Annotated in this window: 18 protein-coding genes; 8 read left to right on the forward strand and 10 right to left on the reverse strand. The window is 38.9% G+C overall.

All coding sequences use genetic code 11. The features are described from left to right. Nucleotides 1-29: 29 nt before the first annotated feature. Nucleotides 30-221, reverse strand: a complete 192-nt coding sequence (locus Q1A31_RS08385; protein WP_299875115.1) for a hypothetical protein — start codon at nt 219-221, stop codon at nt 30-32. A 249-nt stretch (nt 222-470) separates the two neighbouring features. Between Q1A31_RS08385 and Q1A31_RS08390 the strand changes: the two genes are divergently transcribed. Further along, nucleotides 471-809 carry a TusE/DsrC/DsvC family sulfur relay protein gene (locus tag Q1A31_RS08390; protein WP_299875118.1) on the forward strand — a complete coding sequence of 113 codons (339 nt, stop codon included), beginning with the start codon at nt 471-473 and terminating at the stop codon, nt 807-809. 79 nt (nt 810-888) lie between these two features. Here Q1A31_RS08390 and Q1A31_RS08395 read toward each other — a convergent pair whose 3' ends face one another. From Q1A31_RS08395 to Q1A31_RS08435, 9 genes are all read right to left on the reverse strand, one after another. Next, nucleotides 889-1,890, reverse strand: a complete 1,002-nt coding sequence (locus Q1A31_RS08395) for a response regulator (protein WP_299875121.1) — start codon at nt 1,888-1,890, stop codon at nt 889-891. 113 nt (nt 1,891-2,003) lie between these two features. Further along, the gene (locus Q1A31_RS08400; protein ID WP_299875124.1) at nt 2,004-7,283 is read right to left on the reverse strand and encodes an Hpt domain-containing protein; all 5,280 of its coding nucleotides are present in this window, start codon (nt 7,281-7,283) and stop codon (nt 2,004-2,006) included. Between the two features lie 24 nt (nt 7,284-7,307). Beyond that, nucleotides 7,308-9,155, reverse strand: coding sequence for a methyl-accepting chemotaxis protein (locus Q1A31_RS08405; RefSeq protein ID WP_299875127.1), 1,848 nt, complete (start codon nt 9,153-9,155; stop codon nt 7,308-7,310). A gap of 101 nt (nt 9,156-9,256) precedes the next feature. Continuing rightward, nucleotides 9,257-9,907, reverse strand: coding sequence for a chemotaxis protein CheW (locus Q1A31_RS08410; RefSeq protein ID WP_299875130.1), 651 nt, complete (start codon nt 9,905-9,907; stop codon nt 9,257-9,259). 68 nt (nt 9,908-9,975) lie between these two features. Beyond that, a complete protein-coding gene (locus Q1A31_RS08415) occupies nt 9,976-10,341 on the reverse strand; it encodes a PleD family two-component system response regulator (protein ID WP_299875133.1) in 366 nt (121 codons plus the stop codon). A 482-nt stretch (nt 10,342-10,823) separates the two neighbouring features. Next, a complete protein-coding gene (locus Q1A31_RS08420; protein ID WP_299875136.1) occupies nt 10,824-11,204 on the reverse strand; it encodes a VOC family protein in 381 nt (126 codons plus the stop codon). A 255-nt stretch (nt 11,205-11,459) separates the two neighbouring features. Then, a complete protein-coding gene (gene cas6 / locus Q1A31_RS08425) occupies nt 11,460-12,152 on the reverse strand; it encodes a type I-MYXAN CRISPR-associated protein Cas6/Cmx6 (protein WP_299875139.1) in 693 nt (230 codons plus the stop codon). Nucleotides 12,153-12,195: 43 nt separating this feature from the next. Further along, entirely contained in the window at nt 12,196-12,393 is a 198-nt protein-coding gene (locus Q1A31_RS08430) for a hypothetical protein (protein ID WP_299875142.1), read from the reverse strand. 37 nt (nt 12,394-12,430) lie between these two features. After that, nucleotides 12,431-13,390: a TauD/TfdA family dioxygenase gene (locus Q1A31_RS08435; RefSeq protein ID WP_299875146.1), complete on the reverse strand. Its 960-nt coding sequence runs from the start codon at nt 13,388-13,390 to the stop codon at nt 12,431-12,433. 314 nt (nt 13,391-13,704) lie between these two features. Here Q1A31_RS08435 and dsrA point away from each other — a divergent pair, with 314 nt between their 5' ends. The 7 genes from dsrA to Q1A31_RS08470 all read left to right on the forward strand — a co-directional run bounded on the left by dsrA (nt 13,705) and on the right by Q1A31_RS08470 (nt 18,703). Beyond that, nucleotides 13,705-14,967: a dissimilatory-type sulfite reductase subunit alpha gene (dsrA, locus tag Q1A31_RS08440; protein ID WP_299875149.1), complete on the forward strand. Its 1,263-nt coding sequence runs from the start codon at nt 13,705-13,707 to the stop codon at nt 14,965-14,967. 101 nt (nt 14,968-15,068) lie between these two features. Further along, the gene (dsrB, locus tag Q1A31_RS08445) at nt 15,069-16,145 is read left to right on the forward strand and encodes a dissimilatory-type sulfite reductase subunit beta (protein WP_299875151.1); all 1,077 of its coding nucleotides are present in this window, start codon (nt 15,069-15,071) and stop codon (nt 16,143-16,145) included. Nucleotides 16,146-16,192: 47 nt separating this feature from the next. After that, nucleotides 16,193-16,585, forward strand: a complete 393-nt coding sequence (gene tusD / locus Q1A31_RS08450) for a sulfurtransferase complex subunit TusD (RefSeq protein ID WP_299875154.1) — start codon at nt 16,193-16,195, stop codon at nt 16,583-16,585. A gap of 5 nt (nt 16,586-16,590) precedes the next feature. After that, the gene (gene tusC / locus Q1A31_RS08455) at nt 16,591-16,995 is read left to right on the forward strand and encodes a sulfurtransferase complex subunit TusC (protein ID WP_299875158.1); all 405 of its coding nucleotides are present in this window, start codon (nt 16,591-16,593) and stop codon (nt 16,993-16,995) included. A gap of 22 nt (nt 16,996-17,017) precedes the next feature. Beyond that, entirely contained in the window at nt 17,018-17,326 is a 309-nt protein-coding gene (gene tusB / locus Q1A31_RS08460; RefSeq protein ID WP_299875161.1) for a sulfurtransferase complex subunit TusB, read from the forward strand. A 92-nt stretch (nt 17,327-17,418) separates the two neighbouring features. Further along, on the forward strand, nt 17,419-17,751 hold the full coding sequence (locus Q1A31_RS08465) for a TusE/DsrC/DsvC family sulfur relay protein (RefSeq protein ID WP_299875164.1): 333 nt from the start codon (nt 17,419-17,421) through the stop codon (nt 17,749-17,751). A 196-nt stretch (nt 17,752-17,947) separates the two neighbouring features. Continuing rightward, a complete protein-coding gene (locus Q1A31_RS08470; RefSeq protein ID WP_299875380.1) occupies nt 17,948-18,703 on the forward strand; it encodes a respiratory nitrate reductase subunit gamma in 756 nt (251 codons plus the stop codon). Nucleotides 18,704-18,715 lie beyond the last annotated feature (12 nt).

Consider the following 18,715-nt stretch of genomic DNA (forward strand, 5'->3'; position numbering starts at 1 on the left):
TCTTTCTAAAATTAACTATTTCTGAACGATTACTTCCAGAAATTTGCTTCTTCAGAAGCAAGGTCACGAACCTGGTTTGTCAGTTCCTGATAACGCTCACGATAAGCTTTCCACTCACCAACGTAATAATCTTCGGCATCAAACTCGCCGCTTTGCTCGTATTTAATGAATTTAGCCTGCATATCAAGCATCTCTTGGATGAGTTCTGATTTGTTGCTCATGTTCCGTCTCCAGATTTATTTTGGATGAATAATTATGGTTGATAAATATACCTGTAGCGGGCTTTTAGGGGTATACCCATTTAAGGATATTAGAATTGGTTAATGTTTATTTCCTTAGTATAGGAGGGGGTGACATTCTATTTGAGCTATGACATTGTATACCTATATTAGAGAATGCTGAACTAATTTTAGCAAGTGTTCTCATCTTGGGTTTAACTGTAAATTAACTGTAAAAAGAGGAAAAATTGCATGGCACTTGAAGTTAATGGCAATTCTATAGCAACTACTGAAGCAGGTTATTTAGTTGATTTAAATGACTGGAATGAAGATGTTTGTAAAGCACTAGCAGAAGGTGAAGGTATAGAGCTTACTGACAGACATATGGATGTGGTTGAATTCTTGCGTGATGAGTATATTAATAATGGTGGCAACCAGCCAATGGAACGTGCAATTACCAAGCACATGTCTGGTGTGTGGGGTGAAAAACTTAAGGGTAAAGATCTTTATAATCTATTCCCTGGCGCACCTAGTAAGCAGGGCTTAAAGGTTGCCGGTTTACCAGCGACAACTCGAAAAGGCGGTTATTAAATTCGTTTAGTAAATGCCTATTGTTTAAAGCTAAGATTAAACGATTATAGATTTATCAATTGCTTGATAGTTACTGCTATCAAGCAATTTCAGTTTTTTTAGTCTGAGAAAAATTATCAATCCACTTGGTGACTCTGTTCAGAGTTTCCTGAAGTTTGTCACTTTTAACAGGCTTAGTCAGATAAGTCGTTGCCCCTGCGATTACACCTTGTACTTCATCCAACGGTGATGTTTTACCACTGAGCATAATTATCGGCGTCTTTTTGTATTCAGCGATTGCTCGCATTTGTTTACAGGTTTCATAACCATCTATGCCAGGCATAATAATGTCGAGGAATATTAGATCGAATTGTCCTTCTTTTATTTTTTCTAATGCATCCTCTCCTGATTCAGCAAAGTCTGATGAGATACCTGCATCGCGTAATTCTAATTCCAGTTGTTTTCTTATCGATGCGCTGTCATCAATGACTAGTGCATGATGACCTTGTTTCTCTATTTGTTCTGAAATGTCATTTTCGGATTTGTCACTAGAGATTGTTTCTACTTCTTTTGTTATTCCATCATTTGCATTTGTATGACTAGAGGAATCTAGAATAGTCATGCTGTTATCGACGATGGTATCTACATTATTTTGCCTTGTTGTTTCATCGGCTAAAGTTTCAACAGACAAAGTTAAGCGTTTTTGTTTTACAGATTCAATCGCTTCACTAAGTGTATTCATTACTTTAGTGATGAGTAGAGGACGTTGTATTTGAGCTTCTAGGATTTCAGAAGTTGGACCATCACAGACCATGAAAAAGGTTCTTTTGATTTGCGTGTTGGATTCAACAGACGAATAAATGGATGAATGAATAGACGAATAATCATTCTGATTAATAACAATCAGTTCAGCTTCTTCAATGCTTGTTGTTTTATGAGCTTTCAATCCATGCGTGATATTAAAGGCAACAACACGATCGAAGATTGCTAGTTCTCTAGTTCCTAAACCAACATAGTGAATACCAATACTTTTCTCGTTATTAGCTTCCTTTACTTCGTTGGCTTCATCGTCTTTAGTTGTCTGGTTTATATCATTAGTCATATTGTTATCCATTTTATTATTCTAATTCAGTAATAAACTATTCAATTCAACTTCTGGCAATACTTACTAAAAAGTGCCTAAAAGTAGGGGGGTGTGTTTATTTATTCTTCTAATCAGTTAGTGGCATTTTGTTTTAGCCAGGTATCAATAGATTCGAGCAAGGTATCCGTAACGACTGGTTTAGTGAGGTAATCATCAACACCGGCTTTCTCCGCCAGATTTCTGTGTTTAGCGGTCGTTCGTGAGGTAATCATCACGACTGGCGTTTCCTTTTTATCGTTCCAGGCTCGGATTGCCTGGGTGAATTCCAGACCATTCATCCGCGGCATTTCTAAATCAGTAAATACCATATCGATGTTGTTATCATTCATCACTTGAAGTGCATCGAGACCATCTACCGCTGTGAGTACTTCGTAATCGGTTTGTTCTATTATCAAACTCAATGCTTTACGATTGCTTAAAGAATCATCGACGACGAGAATTTTCTTAATGACTTGAACTTTGCTCTCAGATTCTTTCGATTTAACCTTTTTGGTCTTTTTCAAATGAGCACTTTCATTTGCATGCTTAAGCACATTGACCAGATTAATTACCGGCGCTACGCCACCATCGTTTAGGTGACAGGCGCCGGTGATACCTTTACCCGAGTTAATCCAGGGTTCTAAGCTTTTAACGACCACTTCTCGAGAATAGATAATTTCTTCTATCTGAACTGCCTGCAACCGGCCTCCATCTTTAATCAAAAGCAGGGTGTGTGATTTACTATAATCAATTTCTTCAGTAGGCCAATTTAGCAGCTCTGACAAAGAATGAATGAGGAGTTGTTCATCGTTATGGTTTACGTAATATCTTCCCTGCTTTTCAATAACAAGATCTGGTGCTAAATACAGAATCTGATCGATATTTTCAGAGGCTATTGCGACTGGATTATTTGATGCATTTACCAGTAAGGTCGTATTAGTAATCAGTGTTAGCGGAATTCTGACATTAAAGCGGGTGCCTTGATTTTTTTCACTGTTGATCTGTAATTCGCCTTTCAGCCTTTCTACAGATGAATTGACAACATCCATGCCCACGCCACGACCTGATACTTCGCTCACGTTTTCCTGGGTACTAAAACCTGGGCGCAAGATCAGTTTTAGCGTTTCACTCGGAGAAAATTCCTGATCAGGGGTGATGATTGCTTTGTCGATAGCGCGTTGATAAATGAATTCAGGATCAATGCCTGCGCCGTCGTCTTTTAGCTGCATCAATATATGATTACCTTCGCGACTGAAATCTAATTGTAAAACACCCGTTTCATTTTTGTTGTTTGCGACTCGTTGTTCGGGCGTTTCGATGCCATGGTCTATGGCATTTCGTAATAAATGTAATAGAGGGTCTACAAGGCCGTTAAGAATATCTGTATCAATATTGATTTCGTTGCCCGTCACAAGCAGTTCTGCTTTCTTACCCGTCTTGCGACAGGTTTGTCTAACGATTCTTTCTAATCTAGGAATCAAGGTATTGATTGAAACCATGCGAGAACTGAGGATTACATTACTCAATTCTTTGTTTAATTTATCCAGAGATCGAAGGTCTTCCTGTATATCACTTAACTGTCTGGATAGATTTTTTTCTATGGTTTCACTATCAAGAATACTTTCTGTGAGCAGTCCTGCAACACTATGTAATTCATTATAGGTGTCCATTTCCAGTGTATCAAAATCACTTTCCTTAAGACTGGATAGCATCTTTTGTTGATCTTTGTCCTGCTTGTAAATCGTGTCGCTCAACTCATCAAGTATTTTATGAACGCGGGTATCTTGTGCCTGGATAGCCTTATTTGTTATCCCGGTTTGTTTAAGTTGGTCAGAAACTTTTGTTGAAGTTGTTACCAGCTCACCCGCTAGATTTAATAATTTATCAATGATATCTACAGGAACGCGTATATGCGTCTCAGAAACAGACAGATTTGTATCAACCACATTTGTTGAGGCGGTTATTGTCGTGACTGATGGAGTATTTAACGGAGAGATAGAGGGAGAAAGAGATAGGGAAAGAGATGAAGAAGGAGTCTCTGCTGTTTCTTCATTGTTAGAATCAGAAGAGCTTTCAATAAAGTCAGGAAGTTCTGGTTTGGTTAATTCCCATTCGTTATTAGTAAATTCATCATTAATTAAGTTGTTATCATCGTTATTTTCTAATTGTTCTGCAAATAGACTTAATTTCTCAAGTATTGGTGATAATTCATCTGGTGCTTTTTGTTTATTCTGAATTGTTTCAAACAAGCCTTCCAGGCAATCAGAAGTTTCGGCTAAAAAGTTGGCCGTATCTTCAGGTAGTTCATTATTTACGGAATAATCCAGAATGTCTTCGAGCTTATGGGTTAAATCAACCAGTGAAGTCAATCCAACGACACCACTAGCACCTTTGATGGTGTGGGCGATACGTGATGCTTTTTTATAGTCTTCTTTGTTTGCGCTTTTATTCGAAATTTTATGAAGTAATTCAGCTAATTCAGAGACTTGATCCGGGGTTTCCTGAAAGTAGGTAGATAGTAATTCGGGGTGTATATCACTATCCCAGCTGATTACTTCTTCGTTAGTGGTGCTTGGCTCTTGTATTTCCTGTGTATCAATTTTCTCCTGTTCTGTTGTGTTTAAATTATTTACCGTTTCTCTTTTACTGACATTTTCTACTTCATATACGTCTTCTGCTTTGGGGAGCTGGTTTGCCGTAATTTTGTTATTTTCTTCAGTGTTTTCTTCTATATTTTCATCTATCGAGTCTTGCTCTATGTTCTGGTTTATATCGCTCTCATCTATGAATGTTTCTTCATTTCGTAATGCTAATAGGACGTTTTGTAATTCGTTTATATCAAACGCTTCTGTCCATTCTTCTCGTATAATTTCGGAGGTTAGCGATGCAAGATTGGCCGGATCATCTGGTTCATTTAGACAAATTCCGAGATGCTCTAACCACGCCCAACATTCACCTGAGGTGATAAATTGTTCTGCGGTTTCGGTTTGATAGTCTGTAAATTTAGCCAGATTCGCTTGGCACCACTGGCTTAATTTTGATAGTTCAGGGTATCCAGAAATTTCAGCTAAGATATCAAAGCGGTCTAATTCAGAGGTGTAGCTTTCTATATTTTGGAAAACATCTTCTGAGCCTAGGGTTATACTCGTCAAGTTCATCACTATGTCATCAATTTCAACTGAAATTTCATTGATGCAATTTTCGTTTTCACTATCTTCCAGACTATTATCGTTTACTATTTTTTCTAAAGAATTAGGGATTTCATCCGGGAGTTTTATATCTTCTAACGTTTCATGACTTGATGTAAATATTTCATAGTTATTGGTTTCATCTTGAGAAACAGAGTTTTCTTCAGCGAATGCATTTTCATTTTTCAGAATCGCTTCTTCTAGTTCCTGTTCTGAATCTTCTGCCAAGCCGCCGAAGATTTCGTGTTCAAGGGAATCATTTAATGAATTTTGAGATTGTATAAAGTCCGGTAAGGCTGAAGGTGATATTGCTTCAAGTTCTTCGTTATCACTCTCCTGATTATTTTTATTATTGTCATCTCGATAATCTTCTAGATGATCAACATAATGTGTTAATTTATTGTAGATACTCAAAAATTCTTTGGGCTCTTTTTGCTTGCTTTGAACAGCCTCAAACAGTTTTTCTAAACATTCTCCAGATTCCGGTAATAACGCTAACAGTTCTTCCGGTAATTGATTCTCTACCGAAAAATCCAGAAGTGTTTCCAGTTTATGTGCGTACTCAGAAAGGATCGTGATACCTACGACAGCACTTCCACCTTTGATGGTATGCGCCATTCTAGCCGCTGTATATTTTTCTTCGTCGCTAGTGGTATTATAAAAAATGGCTGAAAGTAGGGGGGTGAGTTTAGTTATTTGCTCTGGCGTTTCTGCCAGATAAACGGATAACAGCTCAGGATGGATATCATCATGCCAGCATGTTTCCAACCCTGACGTTTCGTAGCTGCGGTCATGACTTATTTCATTGGAATCAACTGTAACTATATCAAGGTCATCATTGCTTTCTAATTCAGGCATGTCGAAAAAGGGAGTATCTAGATTATTATTGCCTTGTTGTAGCGGCAATGTCTCAAGCTCATTCATTTCGGAGCTATTGTCTCGCTCGAAATGCGGCAAATTATCATCAGTGTCCTGCTTTATTTCTAACAGAAGTGTTTCTAAGGCTTCGTCTTCAAAATGTTCTAGCCATTCTTCTCGTTTCAATTCATTCGTTAGTGTTGCTAAATGAGCCACTTCTTCTGGATTCGACATGCAGAGGTTAAGCAATTCTATCCAGGACCAACATTCGCCAGATTTTACAAAATGTTCGATAGCCCCATTTTGATTTTCTTTGAATAATCTTAAGTTACGTTGGCACCAGTTTGATGCATTTACAATACTTTGGTAATTTGAAATATCTGCAAGCTGTGAGAGGCGTGATAACTCTTTTATGTAGGCGTCAATATCATCCAACGGCTTGGTTGACATGGAGCTAGATGCAGAGAGCGTCATGACAATATCATCGACTTCCAGTGCAAAATCTGACTGTGTATTATCTGCCCGTGCATTATCAAATAATTCGGTGCTATCTACTTCCTGTTCTTCCTTTGAAAACCCGGTACTTTCATCATGATCTTGTAAATCTGTAAGACCTGTTTTATCTATTTCAATTAAAGATACTTTAAAGTCAGGGTGTTCTTTTAGTTCCTTGAGAATAGCATCGGTGCAGTAGTTATAGTTTTTGTTGAGAATGGATAGATCTACTTCTTCAAAGACATGTTTTTGCTGAAATTCTTCTTCTGGATTATTAGATGATTTTACTTCGTTATAGTCTTGTTCATGTTGAGGAGTAGAGGCTTGTTCTTCGGTTAATGAATTTGCTGATACTGTTGTCTCATCTTCTTTATTTCTATTTAGATTATCGTCTTGAGCTGCTTTGTTTCCCTCAATCCATATGGCTATACCTTTAAGCAGGGGAGCTGATGGTTTTATGGGCCATTGAGGAGAGGTCAAACTTTGGTGTAGTTGTGGGAGTAATACAGGATCATAATTGCGTAATACTGAAGCTAAGATATCGATCCAGCTGGTAAAACTATCTTCTGCAATTAATGTGGTGATTTGAGCTTGAGTCTCATCATTTAGCTCAAGATTTAGTCCCATCCAGTGAGATATTGCTCTTAGGGCGTTTGCATTCTGTTCCAGGGAAATATTATCAATACGTGCTAAGCCTTTGTCTATCGTTTGCAATGCCTGTATCAAATTGTTTTTTTCCAGCATGGAAAAAACAAGTGCAATATCTTCGAGCTCATCAGCAATTAAACTATTTGATTCGGCAATCTCTGTATTGTTAGTGATATCGGTCATTTTCATTCGCCCCTTAACTTAACCTTATACCTTGGTGTTATGGATAGTTTTTGCTGCATCGTCATCATCAATCTTGAAGACATTTACCGACTTCACTAGCTGTTGGGCATACTCTGCCATATTACGACTTAAGCCGGTTAATGACAGTAGTTCTTGTCCTGTTGATTGTGTTGATTTCAGAATACCTTCTGCTTTATGTTTTAGGCCTTCACTGATGCTTACCTGGTCTTTAGATGCGATTGCAATCTGGTCAACCGAATGAACTAATTCCGAGGTTGTTTCAAGTACTCTCTTCATTTGTTCTGCGGCATCTTCGGCTTTTGTTGATCCGTCGATAACTTGCTCGATGGTTTGGTCCATAGTTGCAATAGTGGTATTGGTTTCTTGCTGAATGTTTCTAACCAATGTAGAAATCTGGTTGGTTGATTCACGAGAACTTTCTGCGAGTCGCTGAATTTCCTCTGCTATAACCGAGAATCCACGGCCAGCATCACCCGCGGCAACGGCCTGCATACTGGCATTCAGTGCCAATACAGTCGTTCTTTCTGCGATGGTGTTGATGATGTCAATAACATGCGAGATTTCTTGAGATCTTTCACCCAATTGTTTGATGCGTTTACCCGTTTCCTGAACCGTTTCACGAATAACCGACATACCGTTTAGGGTATCTGATACCGATTCATGTGCTTTTTTGGTTGAGGCAGATGTATTGTCAGCCATGATATTGGTAGCAGCGGCAGATTCTGCAATTGAATCTAGGCGAAGTAACATCTTATTCATTTGGTTTGTGGTTTCGATCGCACGTTCCTGCTCTTTCATTGCCAGTTTATTTACCGACATTAAGTGAGTATTTACTTTTTGTGAGGTTTCATTAACCTCGGTAGCAACGTTGCGCACTTCAAATAGTGTTGCAGATGTTTCTTCTGCCAGTAAGTTGATCGCATCTGCAACCGGACCAGTTGCATCTTCTGTGACGTTTGCGCGGATAGTTAGGTTACGTTCACTCAATTCGGCAACGGCTTGGAGAAGACTGAATACAGATTGGTTTAATTCCTTATGCTCTGAGTCAATGGTGTTGAGCGTAATGGCACGATCATCTAGCAGCGAGTTAAACGCAGTACCCAGACTAAAATACTCATCCTTACCTTGAGTGGTAACGCGTGCTTCATATTCACCAGAAGCTAGACGATGTACAACATCGGTGAGGTTTTTAGTCGGGATAGTGATTGATTGCATGATTAAATTACCGAAGATGATCATAATCAATACTCCAGTGAAAAGTGCAATCAGTACGTTATTACGTGTTTGTGCTGCTCGTTCTAATGCCGCATTGCTGATGGATGATGTTGCGGCAAATTTCTCATCAATAATGGTGTTGATCTTATCTTCTACCGATTTAGCAAGAGGGAACATCTTGGTTTCAGCATAATTGTTTAATGCTGTTTGTTCGATTTCTCCATAACCTTCGCTGAAGAATTTCTTAATTGATACATAGGCGCCAATTAACTCATCTTGTGCTTCAAATAATGCTTTAACCTCAGGGGTTCTTTTTTCCTCATCCGATAACGCACCATTGAAAGATGCAAAGCTTGACTGAATGACCTGAATACCTTTTCTGGTTTTTGATTCACCTTCTGACCATGGAATAAAGCCCATGTTGATATTCGATAAAAGTTGGCTGTAATGTTGGTTGACGGTGTAGTTGACGTCGGATGAGGCTAAAACTGTTTTAAGGTTTTCGTCACCAGTTTTTAAAGCGCGATGATCCTGATCGATGCCATTTAAGGAGATAACCCCAATCACGAAGAATATGATTACTGGCAACATGATGAATACTAACATTCTCATGCCGATGGATAGTCTATTTAACATGGTTTTTCCTTAATTTTTTGTTGTTATCAGGCGCGCACTTCACGCATTTATTATTTTATTGTTGTGTTTATCTATCTAAAGTTGTCTAAATTTATTTGAATCTAGCCTAGCGCTTTAATCTGGTTTAATAATCTTTGGTGATCTATTTCTATAATCGATGAAGTATCACTTTGCATTGTTTGTATCGTATTGAGCATCCAGTCTGGTTTGTTTTTATCGATGCTACTTTTTTTGATGTTAGTGCTCATGTCCAGTTGCCTAGGTAATCTATCTATTTTTATCACAATGGGTGAATGAGCATTGTGTTCAAGCTTTAATAGATAGCTTTCTTGCAGGTTATTTTCTTCATGACTTTTTTCTTCCTGAATTTTTGTGCAGTTATCAGTTTCTGTTGTGGCAGAGTTTGTCTGTGACTTGATAAACTCATTGATATTGATGACGGGCATAATTACCCCTCTAATACTGACAATTCCCAAAAACCATTCTGGAGTAAATGGAACGTGGTTTATTGGCATATTTTTTAATGTTTCAGCCTTTAAATCTTTTTCAATAAGAAAATTATTTGACCCGCTTGAATAATAAAATTGCTTATCATCGATATCGCTATCAATTCTTCCGTTTTCGTTTGTATTAGTGCTCAGATTAATCGCTTTTTGAAGTGTTGCTGAAAATGATTCTTCGCTATCTTTGGCGAATATTTCTGCATTATTTACTTTCTTGAACGTCGTTGCTTCTTGCTCCAAAGTTATCATCTGAAAATTCCTGAGTTAAATGGTTGGCTTATTTTTTAAGTGACTGAATGGTGTTTTTTATGAATTTTTTATATAGATTCAAGCTTTTCCAGTACTTCGGAGTTTTCGTAAGGTTTAACGATGTAATCAGCTGCGCCTAATTGTCGTGCCCATTGTTTGTCGACAGGGTTCGATTTACTCGAGACCATAATAATGGGTGTATTGTTTGTTTCTGGATTCTTCTTAATAGTGCGACAGGCTTTATAGCCATCACCATCTTCCATAACAATGTCGAGCATGATGACATCGGGGGATAACGATTGACTTAATGAGATTGCCTGATTTCCTGAATTAGCGGTAATGGTTTTATAACCCGCAGATTCTAAAATTGATTTTAAATGTAACAGTTGAGTATCAGAATCATCAGCGATTAGTACAGTGCGAATTCCTGCCATTTGTTGCCCCTATTTATTGTTTATTTTTTAGAGAAAAGTTATGAGGTGGCTTTTGTGCTGCGCCATTCACGTTTTTATTTATACACTTTAGGTTCAAGTTTGGTAGTTTTGGCTGATGGGCGGTTGGAATACAGTGTTTACGATAAGGTGGGTTTTTGGGCTTAATAATAAGTATTTATTTTTAGGCTGTTTATTCGTATTTTTTGAGGATTTACGGATATTTATAATCGTATTTAGTTGTTAGGATATTGAAGGTTTTATGCTGTTTTATACTGATTTTAAAAATTATTTTTAGTGAATTTCTATATAACAAATTGATGCTGTCAAAGTTGATATTCTAGTTTAACAGTTGAGGGTTATTGCAGTTCTAAAGAACAACTAACAGAGATAAAAAAACCGCTAAAAGTAGGGGGTGACTTTAATTTTAAACTGTCTATATCGAAAGCTTTATTGGTGACATTAAGAGTTTCTCTGCATGCATATTATTCATCCGCTGCAAAATCTACGTGAATATGGTTACCGTCTGGATCCCATATATTGATTTGTACCAGTTTGAATGCCGATAAATCCACGCGGCGATACTCTATATCCATTGCCTTGAGTTTGTCTTCAAACTCATGAAGGCCAGAAGCTGAAAAAGCAAAATGCTCAAGTTTTAAATGTGCTTCAGAACCAATGCCCTCAGGCCCATCAATGCCAATTAAATGTACCATGACGATATCATTCGCGTACATCCATGCTCCTGGAAAAGGAAAGTTAGGTCGATCTCCAACCCGCATGCCCAATACCTCTATATACCAATTGATCATATTCTCAAGCTGAATCGTTCTCAGGTTTACATGATCGAGCTTTTCAATTTGCATTTTTTAACTCCGATTTAGGGCTTAGGGGTACTAAGTAACAATTATATTAGAGGGATAGTAACGGGTGTTCAAAGCTTTAAAGATTATGACAGTTGTAATAGAGATATTAGTACATTCGGGAAAAACAGTTTTGAAAGCGTTTTTAAGTGAAGGGCTTTATGACGTAGATATGAATATTGATGTTTCACATTAAAGTGAATAAGAGCGTTTTGAAATAAAAAAACAGGCTAAAAGTAGGGGGGTGTACTTTTATATTTATTCTGTAGGCTTCAGTGTCTTAATACTCTTGTGCGGAAGAAATATACCACAACCTAATTCTCTTGAACCACCCAGACCAAGTTGTTGAATTTTAATGGAAGTATCACTGTCTAAATCAGCTATCATCAGATGTTTGGTGTAAAGATCAGCATCAGGAATGGTGATGTTATGGCTTTTGCCACACAGCATTTTCTTTACTTTGAAGCCGGTTTTAGTCTTGATTTCCTTAGCCATTTTGCTGAGAAAAGTGTTTTCATCTTCATTGGGTTCGCATAACACATAGCGTGCGAATAATACGCCGGCGTTGGTGAATACTTTCTTTTTAGCTTTGCCCACTAGTAGATCATGACCGTTGATATTTAAAGTCTGGCCTACCATTTTGCTCGCTTCGTCATATTTTTCGAGAGGAATGCGTATCGTGAGTTTGGTTCTTTTTGAGGGATATAAAACGGCACCTTCTTCGTCATCTTCGGGGCGCATCCAGCCGTTATTGCTTTCAGCAACGTGGATTTGGTGAATGCCAGCGAAATCGTAGTCCGTCAACCAGGGGAGATGCTTGATAATTTCTCTAGACAGAGGCCATGCGTGATTCAAGGGAAGTGTTTTGCTTTGAATCGCAAATACCATATCTATCACGTCATCAGGTACTTGATAGGGTAATGTTTTGTCTTCGTCTTCTTCCCAGAACATGTTTAAGTCTCTTTTCTTGCGGGTTAACTAGTCTTTTGCGTGGCTAGCGCGCTGATTCAAATGCTAAATTTAACTGATCGTGCCAATCGCTAGGGCGATCATCAAACGCAGGTGGTTCGATATCTACTTGAAAATGAAGCTCGCCTGTTTCCACGGCGGTTTTTTGTATGCAGCTTTTGAGTTCTTTAAAACTGGATACGTTGTCTCCTTCTTTTAACAGGAGTTCACTGAGTGAAAGCATGGTTGTACCTTGTGTATATTATTGATAAAAAATGGTTTTATGTGTTATTTTCTGTGACTGCTAAGGGTAATTCATCATAAAAACGACCACGAAAGAGTAAACGTTTTTTTTCTGGATTATCAGAATCCACATAAGCAGTACGGCAATGCAGTACATTTCTACAAATAAGTCCTTCTCCTGCCTTTAAGGTATGTTTGATGATGTACTTTGAATTTGAGCTAGAACTCTGGCATGAGTCATCTTCAAACAATTTTTCTAAAAATGCCACTGCTTCTAATGTGGGGGAATCTTGTTTCCATTCAATATTTCTTTTGCGGGCAGAATAACGCATGTGCAACTGACCTTGAGAATTTAGTGAGAAAACTGGTCCCGTCTGTGCGGGTCTAATCACTTTTCCATCCAGTATATTGGCAGGAATAGTCAATACATCGGCTTGCATAAGGGCTCTAATATAATCTGGATTTTCATCGCGCAACAGAATATAGGCTATTTCGTGATCCATAAATTTTGATTCGCCTCCTTCAACTGCCGCTTGAGCGCAATGTAATAGCATCGAATTTATAGTGTTCTGCGGTAAATTATAATAACCATCAGTGTGCCAACTTAATCGTTTGGTGGAATAGGGAATGTATTCATGTTGTCCAGCATGGCTGGTTTGAGTTATTGAAGTCAGGCTATCGTTTCCTGCACAAATATTTCCGTCTAATTTATTCAGCCCAAGTTTGTTAGCGAGTGACAAAATGATGCGTTTGGTTTGATCAATATCGTAGCTTTGATGATCCTTGATTTGATAGACAGAAAGACTGTAATCGTCACATTGTTTTATGATGCTATTTAATTCTTTTTTAGAAGGCGATTTACCTTCTTCAATAATGCCGTAAAAGTGGGGGGGTGACATTTTATAGGCACTATCTACCCTTGCAAGTTTTGCATCTCGCCAGCGTAAATATTCTTCTTGATGGGCTTTACTATTGGCTAAACTAAAGGGTGAAGACATAATATTTACCGTTTTTGTAGCATTCAGAATATTATAAAATTTTCTTGCTATTTAAGCATATTCGAATATTCTGTAGTTCTTTTCTAGGTGTAGTCTGTATTAACGCAAATAATACCCAAAAAAACACCTACCCCCTAAGGGATAGGATAAATATTTGATAACCTCCCATGGGTGAGATTCTTATATTAGGGCTTAACAACTAGACTATATCCATATCGCAAATATACCAATTCTAAAGACGGTGTAATGCGGCTTAAATTTAGTAACAGAATGATTTGATGTTCTGTTAAGTGATTAATTAATTGGAGGCAATAATGGCTGATATCAAGAAGTATCCTACGCCGATGTTGGACGTTTTAGAAGATGGCCCTTGGCCGAGCTTCATTACTGGCATTAAGAACATGCGTGACAATCATCCTGATGAGCGCATCAATAATGTAACTAACGGCTTGTTAGGTCAGCTTGAACATTCTTACGAAACAAAGATGGGTTACTGGAAAGGTGGCACTATCTCTGTATTCGGATACGGCGGTGGCATTATTCCTCGCTTCTCAGAAGTTGGTGACAAGTTCCCTGAATCTAGAGAGTTCCACACATTGCGTGTTCAGCCAACTCCTGGTAACTACTATACAACTGACATGATGCGTAAACTTGCAGACAGTTGGGAGAAATGGGGTTCAGGCCTTCAGACTTTCCACGGTCAGACTGGTAACATCATGTTTATCGGTGCTGATAATGCTAGCTTCCAGCATTTCTTTGACGAGATCAACGACTACGGTTGGGATCTTGGTGGTGCGGGTCCATGTGTACGTACAGCGATGTCATGTGTTGGTGCGGCGCGTTGTGAGCAATCTTGTGCAAACGAGCATGCGGTTCACCGTCATCTAGTAAATAACTTTACAGATGATGTTCATCGTCCGGCGCTTCCTTACAAGTTTAAGTTTAAAGTTTCTGGTTGTCCTAACGATTGTCAAAATGCTATCGAGCGTGCTGACTTTGCCGTTATCGGTACCTGGAGAGATCACAAGAAGATAAATCAAGATCATTGGAAAGCATTTGTTGCTGACAAAGGTGTTGAGTATGTAATGGATAACGTTATTTCACGTTGTCATTCTAAGTCTCTTTCTTTAGGCGAAGATAATTCATTGATTGCGGATGAAAGCAACTGTGTTCGTTCTATGCATTGTATGAATGTTGTGCCTAAGGCTATCAGCCCTGGTGATGATAAAGGTGTAACCATTCTTTGTGGTGGTAAGCGTACGCTGAAGATCGGTGACTTGATGGGAACAGTACTTGTTCCATTCATGAAGCTAGAGACTGCAGAAGATTATGAGCAGATCGTTGAGCTTGCTGAAGAAATCATTGATTTCTGGGCAGAGAATGGTCTAGAACATGAGCGTACAGGTGAGATGATTGAGCGTATTGGCTTAGTTAACTTCCTGGAAGGTATTGGAGTAGATCCAGATCCAAACATGATTGCGCAACCACGCAACGTATCTTATGTACGTACCGATGGTTGGGATGAAGCTGCCGAAGAGTGGTTCAACCGCAAACGTGAAGAGAAAGCTGCTAGTTAATAGCTTTAAAAGCAAACTCTAACCTTTTATAAAAATTGAATGAATAATTGGCGAGATGCAGTGTGTGTCTCGTTTAATTAACAGATTTTAGGAGCAAAACCATGTCAAAACCAGAGATGCGTGAGCCGATTGAGTCAGGTTGTCCTGACGGCTTTCAATATATGCACCCGACTATGCGTCGTAACTTCGGCATGTGGGATTACCACGAAGATACACAGCCAGGTGTAATGGTTCATATCGCTAAGAATGGCGACAAACTATATACAGTAAAAGCGGGTACTCAACGTATTCTTGATGTATTCACTCTACGCGACCTTATGGATATCGCAGACGAGTATGCAGACGGGCATGTACGTTTCACTATTCGTAGTAATATCGAATTTTATACAGATCACGAAGACAAAGTTCAGCCGCTAGTAGATGCGTTGAAAGACAAAGGCTACGCAGTTGGTGGAACACGTAACTCGGTTGCATCGATCTCTCATACACAGGGTTGGTTACATTGTGATATTCCTGGTACTGATGCATCGGGCGTAGTTAAGTCGATGATGGATGAGTTATACGATGAATTCACAAACTGGAATATGCCTAACCGTGTTCATATCACGACTTCATGTTGTCAAATCAACTGTGGTGGTCAAGGTGATATCGCGATTAACGTACAGCACACTAAGCCACCTAAGATTGATCACTCTCTTGTTGGTAACGTTTGTGAGCGTCCATCGGTTGTTGCTCGTTGTCCTGTTGCTGCGATTCGTCCTGCAATGGTTGACGGTAAGCCTTCGCTGGAAGTTGATGAGAAGAAGTGTATTTGTTGTGGTGCTTGTTATCCTCCATGTCCTCCAATGCAGATCAATGACCATGAGTTTACTCAGCTTGCAATCTGGATCGGTGGTAATCACTCGAATGCTCGTGGTAAGCCAACATTCCAGCGTTTAGTTGCTGCTGGTATTCCAAATAATCCACCACGCTGGCCTGAAGCGACTGCAGTTGTTAAGAAGATTCTTGAGAGCTACAAAGAAGGTGCACGTGACTGGGAACGTATCAATGAGTGGGTTGAACGTATCGGATGGCCACGTTTCTTTGAAGTTACAGGCTTGCCTTTCACTAAGTACCATATTGATAACTGGCGCGGAGCGCGTGCGAATTTGAATTCGTCTACGCACATTCGTTTCTAAAACGCTTCTAAATCGTTTCTAAGATAGTTATTAATTAGGATTTATAGATGAAATTTACAATTATGGTTAACGAAGGTCCTTATCAGCATCAGTCTGCTGATTCGGCACTTCAGTTCGCTCGCGCTGTTTTGGCTCAAGGGCATGAAATATTTCGTGTTTTCTTTTATCACGATGGCGTAAATAACGGAACGCGCTTAAGTGTTCCGCCAGCAGATGATCGTTTAATTCAAAAAGAATGGTCAGAGCTTTCGAAAGAACATGATCTGGATTTGGTTATCTGTATAGCTGCAGCACAACGTCGCGGTATCATGGATGAAGCTGAAGCTAAGCGTCAGGGTCTGGATGCTGACAATATCATCGAAGGTTTCCGTATTTCTGGTTTAGGTCAATTGATCGAAGGCGGGATTGAAGCTGATCGCACTGTTGTATTTGGAGATTAAACGAGATGGCTACTAAGAAATTCATGTTTGTTAATCGCAAAGCACCTTACGGTACAGCTTATGCGTTAGAATCTTTAGAAGTGGTTTTGATATCTGCAGCTTTCGAGCAAGATGTATCACTCGCTTTTATTGATGATGGTGTTTATCAGATCACTAAAGGTCAAGATACTACAGGTATTGGGCAGAAGAACTTTTCTAATACTTACAAAGCCTTAGGAGACTATGAAGTTAATAAACTTTATGTTGAGAAAGAGTCTTTGGAAGAACGTGGTTTGACTCAAGATGACCTGATGGATCTTGTTTGGGAAGACGAAGATGATGATTGGGCAGAAAAGCCATCAATCATTATGGTAAGTCGTTCTGAAATGGCTGATGTTATGGCTGAACAAGAAGTTACTTTAAGTTTCTAGCACCTTAACGGAGAATATTGAAATGGCAATGTTACATATTGTAAATAAGTCACCGTTTGAAAAGGTGTCTTTTAGAAGTTGTTTAAATCATGCGAAAGCAGGTGACTCGATTTTGATGATCGAAGATGCAGCAGTTGGTGCAATCGACGGTACATCATTTTCTGAAAAGCTTAAAGCAGCAATGGCAGATAAAACTGTTTATGTTTTAGGTGGTGATCTTGCGGCGCGTGGTTTAAGTGAAGATCGTATGATTGATGGCATTAAGTCTGTTGATTATGCAGGTTTTGTCGACTTAACCGTAGAAAATGAGACGACACAAAGCTGGCTATAACCTGTTGCGCATAAGCTCAAGCTCTTAGCTTTGGTATATGCAATACGATTTTTAGCTGTTAATTATTAGTTTTTTAAAATAGGAGAGCTCACATGGCACTCGAAATAGATGGTCAATCAATTGAATTAGATGAAGAAGGTTATTTAGTTGACCTTAGTGCATGGACGCCTGAAATTGCTAAAGCATTAGCATCAGGTGAAGATGTAGAATTAACAGATGAGCACTGGGATATCATTAATTTCCTTCGTGAATATTACGAAGAGTACCAAATTGCTCCTGCAGTTCGTGTTCTAACTAAAGCTGTTGGTAAGCGTTTAGGTAAAGATAAGGGTAACTCAAAATACCTTTACTCTTTATTCCCATACGGTCCTGGTAAGCAAGCGTGTAAGTACGCTGGTCTTCCTAAGCCAACAGGTTGTGTATAAGCCCTGAGCTTATAACGTAATCTAAAGTTTTCGGGGAGTATAAGCCCCCCGAATTCTTTTTCTAAAACTCACCATTTTTTGGCCTTTTTTAAGTTCGATGGGTACTTGTGAGTTTTAGAAAGAGAAGTAAGAAGTAAATAACTAAGAATTACAATAAGTTATAGATTAAAAGAATTTTAGGAGCTACATAGTGCAAATGACCATTGGTGTTATTTATGCAGTATTATTTTGGGCTGCGACACTTGTTCTTGTACTAGGTGTTGCAAATAAAATCCGAATATACGCAAAAGTCCCAGCACCACTAAAAATACCTACAACACCGGCCCCAGTTACGCAGGGCGGAGTAGTGCTTCGAATGATGCAAGAAGTATTCTTATTCAAGAGTCTTTTTCGTTCGGATAAATTACTGTGGGCATTAGGTTTTCTGTTTCATTACACGATGCTTTTGATCGTGATCCGTCACTTCAGATATGTACAAGAACCAGTCTGGGGCTTCGTGCAATTCATGCAGCCTTTTGGAAAGTACGCTGGGTTCTTATTTATTATCGGTCTATTAGGGCTACTAGCGCGTCGTTTGCTTATTGATCGTGTACGTTACATAACTGCACCTTCTGATATTGCGATGTTGTTATTGTTAATCATGATAGGCGTTTCTGGCTTGTTTATGTCCTTTGTGAGCCACACTGATATCGTGATGGTTAAAGCATTTTTCAGAGGTCTTTTGCTTTTTGACTGGCAGCCGCTACCTACTGATGCAATCTTGCTTCTGCATTTGGGATTAGTTGCAATTTTGATGCTTATCTTCCCAATTAGTAAATTACTACATGCTCCAGGTATTTTCTTTAGTCCAACCCGTAATCAAATAGATAACCCACGTGAGAAAAGACATCTTGCTCCTTGGGCTGCTGAGTTGGAAAAACAAAACAAAATGTTTTTGGATGAGTTGGAGTGATGCTTATGTTTA

The sequence above is a fragment of the uncultured Cocleimonas sp. genome (genome assembly GCF_947495625.1).
GTDB lineage: Bacteria > Pseudomonadota > Gammaproteobacteria > Thiotrichales > Thiotrichaceae > Cocleimonas.

Coding starts and splice junctions, on each gene's coding strand:
- Q1A31_RS08405 (WP_299875127.1), bottom strand. CDS start 9,155: ATGTTAAATAGACTATCCATCGGCATGAGAATGTTAGTATTCATCATG.
- Q1A31_RS08420 (WP_299875136.1), bottom strand. CDS start 11,204: ATGCAAATTGAAAAGCTCGATCATGTAAACCTGAGAACGATTCAGCTT.
- Q1A31_RS08410 (WP_299875130.1), bottom strand. CDS start 9,907: ATGATAACTTTGGAGCAAGAAGCAACGACGTTCAAGAAAGTAAATAAT.
- Q1A31_RS08385 (WP_299875115.1), bottom strand. CDS start 221: ATGAGCAACAAATCAGAACTCATCCAAGAGATGCTTGATATGCAGGCT.
- tusC (WP_299875158.1), top strand. CDS start 16,591: ATGGCTACTAAGAAATTCATGTTTGTTAATCGCAAAGCACCTTACGGT.
- tusD (WP_299875154.1), top strand. CDS start 16,193: ATGAAATTTACAATTATGGTTAACGAAGGTCCTTATCAGCATCAGTCT.
- Q1A31_RS08400 (WP_299875124.1), bottom strand. CDS start 7,283: ATGACCGATATCACTAACAATACAGAGATTGCCGAATCAAATAGTTTA.
- Q1A31_RS08415 (WP_299875133.1), bottom strand. CDS start 10,341: ATGGCAGGAATTCGCACTGTACTAATCGCTGATGATTCTGATACTCAA.
- Q1A31_RS08435 (WP_299875146.1), bottom strand. CDS start 13,390: ATGTCTTCACCCTTTAGTTTAGCCAATAGTAAAGCCCATCAAGAAGAA.
- dsrA (WP_299875149.1), top strand. CDS start 13,705: ATGGCTGATATCAAGAAGTATCCTACGCCGATGTTGGACGTTTTAGAA.
- Q1A31_RS08390 (WP_299875118.1), top strand. CDS start 471: ATGGCACTTGAAGTTAATGGCAATTCTATAGCAACTACTGAAGCAGGT.
- dsrB (WP_299875151.1), top strand. CDS start 15,069: ATGTCAAAACCAGAGATGCGTGAGCCGATTGAGTCAGGTTGTCCTGAC.
- cas6 (WP_299875139.1), bottom strand. CDS start 12,152: ATGTTCTGGGAAGAAGACGAAGACAAAACATTACCCTATCAAGTACCT.
- Q1A31_RS08395 (WP_299875121.1), bottom strand. CDS start 1,890: ATGACTAATGATATAAACCAGACAACTAAAGACGATGAAGCCAACGAA.
- Q1A31_RS08465 (WP_299875164.1), top strand. CDS start 17,419: ATGGCACTCGAAATAGATGGTCAATCAATTGAATTAGATGAAGAAGGT.
- tusB (WP_299875161.1), top strand. CDS start 17,018: ATGGCAATGTTACATATTGTAAATAAGTCACCGTTTGAAAAGGTGTCT.
- Q1A31_RS08430 (WP_299875142.1), bottom strand. CDS start 12,393: ATGCTTTCACTCAGTGAACTCCTGTTAAAAGAAGGAGACAACGTATCC.
- Q1A31_RS08470 (WP_299875380.1), top strand. CDS start 17,948: ATGACCATTGGTGTTATTTATGCAGTATTATTTTGGGCTGCGACACTT.